This is a genomic window from Streptomyces sp. P5F9 (genome assembly GCF_057961495.1).
In genome coordinates, this window is the sequence record NZ_JBXVPZ010000722.1 from 1 (window position 1) to 3,239 (window position 3,239).

3 protein-coding genes and 1 tRNA gene are annotated in these 3,239 nt (G+C 71.6%); 2 read left to right on the forward strand and 2 right to left on the reverse strand.

Annotated features, from left to right (window positions below):
- Positions 1-1,336: N,N-dimethylformamidase beta subunit family domain-containing protein (locus tag AC31A1_RS49045; protein WP_489659536.1), on the forward strand; the 1,336-nt coding region annotated here is incomplete at its 5' end.
- A gap of 70 nt (positions 1,337-1,406) precedes the next feature.
- The gene (locus tag AC31A1_RS49050; protein WP_489659537.1) at positions 1,407-2,306 is read left to right on the forward strand and encodes a phosphoribosylaminoimidazolesuccinocarboxamide synthase; all 900 of its coding nucleotides are present in this window, start codon (positions 1,407-1,409) and stop codon (positions 2,304-2,306) included.
- 46 nt (positions 2,307-2,352) lie between these two features.
- Here the strand turns inward: AC31A1_RS49050 and AC31A1_RS49055 are convergent.
- Together AC31A1_RS49055 and AC31A1_RS49060 are read right to left on the reverse strand one after the other, a co-directional pair.
- A tRNA-Gly gene (locus AC31A1_RS49055) sits at positions 2,353-2,425 on the reverse strand.
- 23 nt (positions 2,426-2,448) lie between these two features.
- On the reverse strand, positions 2,449-3,066 hold the full coding sequence (locus tag AC31A1_RS49060) for a response regulator (protein WP_489659538.1): 618 nt from the start codon (positions 3,064-3,066) through the stop codon (positions 2,449-2,451).
- Between the last annotated feature and the right edge of the window lie 173 nt (positions 3,067-3,239).

Sequence of the window (3,239 nt, forward strand, 5' to 3'; positions counted from 1 at the left end):
GGGCGGGAACGCCCCCAAGGTCCCCGCCCCGCGCGCGTCCGGAGGCGGCGGCCCGCGCTCCGCCGACGACGTCCGCCGCCAGATCAAGGGGTTCACCTCCGCGAGCGCGGTCGCCCCCGGCGAGGCGCTCGACTTCCATGTCACGGTCGACCCGCCCCAGGAGTTCGCCGTCGACGTGTACCGCATCGGCCACTACGGCGGTGACGGCGCCGCCAAGATCACCACCAGCCCCCGTCTCTCCGGCATCGTGCAGCCCCCGCCGCTCACCGCCGACCGCACGGTCTCCTGCCACCACTGGTGGCTGTCCTGGCGGCTCCAGATCCCGAGCTACTGGAGCATCGGCGCCTACGTGGCCGTCCTCACCACCGCCGACGGCTACCGCTCGCACATCCCGTTCACGGTCCGCGACAGCCACCCCGCCGACCTGCTCCTCCTCCTGCCCGACATCACATGGCAGGCCTACAACCTCTACCCGGAGGACGGCCACACCGGCGCGAGCCTCTACCACGCCTGGGACGGCGACGGCCGCCTCCTCGGCGAGTCCGAGGCCGCGACGACGGTCTCCTTCGACCGCCCGTACGCGGGCGCGGGCCTGCCCCTCCACGTCGGCCACGCCTACGACTTCATCCGCTGGGCCGAGCGCTACGGCTACGACCTCGCCTACGCCGACGCCCGCGACCTGCACTCCGGACGCGTGGACCCCACCCGCTACCGGGGGTTGGTCTTCCCGGGCCACGACGAGTACTGGTCGACCCAGATGCGCCGTACCGTCGAACGCGCCCGCGACCACGGCACGTCCCTCGTCTTCCTCTCCGCCAACACCATGTACTGGCAGGTGGAGTTGGGACCGTCCCCGTCCGGCGTCCCCGACCGTCTGCTCACCTGCCGCAAGCGCCGGGGCCCGGGCAAACCGGTGCTGTGGCGTGAAGTCGACCGCCCCGAGCAGCAGTTGGTCGGCATCCAGTACGCGGGCCGGGTGCCCGAGCCGTACCCCCTGATCGTCCGCAACGCCGACCACTGGCTGTGGGAGGCGACCGGCGCCGGCGAGGGCGACCCGGTCGAGGGCCTGGTCGCGGGCGAGGCCGACCGCTACTTCCCGCGCACCCAGCTGCCCCCGCACGAGGAGCGCATCCTGCTCGCCCACTCCCCGTACGCGGACGGCGAGGGCGCCCTCCGCCACCAGGAGACGTCCCTGTACCGGGCGCCGTCCGGCTCCCTCGTCTTCGCCTCCGGCACCTTCGCCTGGTCACCGGCCCTGGACCGCCCCGGCCATGTGGACGCCCGTGTCCAGCGCGCCACGGCCAACCTCCTGGACCGCATCTGCAAGCACGACTGACCCCGCGACCAGGGGGCGGTCACACATACGGGACAATCGAGCCAGTTGGAGAGACCCACTGGAGGAACCCGTGTCCGGATTCGTAGAAAAGCCCGAGCCGCTCCAGGTTCCGGGCCTGACGCACCTCCACACCGGCAAGGTGCGCGAGCTGTACCAGAACGAGGCGGGCGACCTCGTGATGGTCGCCAGCGACCGCATGTCCGCGTACGACTGGGTACTGCCCACGGAGATCCCCGACAAGGGCCGAGTCCTCACCCAGCTCTCCCTCTGGTGGTTCGACCAGCTCGCCGACCTGATCCCCAACCACGTCCTCGGTACCGATCTCCCGCCCGGCGCCCCCGCCGACTGGGCGGGCCGAACGCTCATCTGCAAGTCCCTCCAGATGGTTCCGGTGGAGTGCGTGGCCCGCGGCTACCTCACCGGCTCCGGCCTGCTGGAGTACAACGCCTCCCGCACGGTCTGCGGCCTCGCCCTCCCCGAGGGCCTGGTCGACGGCAGCGAACTCCCGGCCCCGATCTTCACCCCGGCCACGAAGGCCGCTGTAGGGGAGCACGACGAGAACGTGTCGTACGAGGAGGTCGCCCGTCAGGTCGGCGCCGACACCGCCGCGCAGCTGCGCCAGGCGACCCTCGCGGTCTACGGCCGGGCCCGGGACATCGCGCGCGACCGGGGCATCATCCTCGCGGACACGAAGTTCGAGTTCGGCTACGACGGCGAGACGCTGATCGCGGCCGACGAGGTCCTCACCCCGGACTCGTCCCGGTTCTGGCCGGCCGAGACCTGGGAGCCGGGCCGCGCGCAGCCGTCGTACGACAAGCAGTTCGTGCGCGACTGGCTGACCGGCCCGGAGTCCGGCTGGGACCGCGGGAGCGAGCAGCCGCCGCCGGCACTTCCGCAGCAGGTTGTGGACGCGACGCGCGCGAAGTACATCGAGGCGTACGAGCGCCTCACGGGCCTGAACTGGGCCTAGAGGGCATGAAAAACCCCGGTCCACCCGGACCGGGGTTTTTGCCTTGAGCGGACGACCAGGTTCGAACTGGCGACCTCAACCTTGGCAAGGTTGCGCTCTACCAACTGAGCTACGTCCGCGCTGCGCCGTGGCGCGAGAGCAACTATACCCAACCTCGCTCGCGTGCGAGACGCACTGCCGCATGACGGTTCTCGGCCCCGAGTTTCGAGACCGCGGAGGAGAGATAGTTCCGTACAGTCCCCTGCGAGAGCGCGGCCCGTTCGGCGATCTCCGCGACGGGCGCCCCGTCGGCGGCCAGCTCCAGCACCTCGGCCTCACGGGCGGTCAGCGGCGAGTCCCCGGCGGAGATCGCGTCGGCGGCCAACTCTGGGTCGACATAACGATTTCCGGCATACACGGTACGAATGATCTCGGCGAGCCGCTGCGCACTGACGGTCTTCGGCACGAACCCCCGCACCCCGGCCGCCAGCGCCCGCTTGAGATGCCCGGGCCGCCCGTGCCCGGTCACGATCAGCACCCGGCACCCCGGCAACTCGGCCCGCAACGATGTGGCCACCTTCACACCGTCCGCCCCCGGCATCTGAAGATCCAGCACCGCCACATCCGGCACATGAGCCCGAGCCATGGCAAGCGCCTCGGGCCCGGTCGCGGCCTCGGCGACCACCACGAGGTCGTCCTCCAGCCCGAGCAGGGCGGCGAGCGCACCCCGGATGAGGTGCTCGTCATCGGCGAGCAGGAGTCGTACGACGGGGGCAGTCACGCGACGGCCCCGGTCACGTCCGGCAACGGCACCGTCGCCACCACCCTGAACCGGTCCTCGCCCACGGTCCCCGCCTCCAGTTCTCCACCCACGGCGGTGAGCCGCTCCCGCAGTCCCACCAGTCCTGCCCCGCCGTTCTCCCCGGTGAGCCCCACCGGCCCGGGCCTCTCACC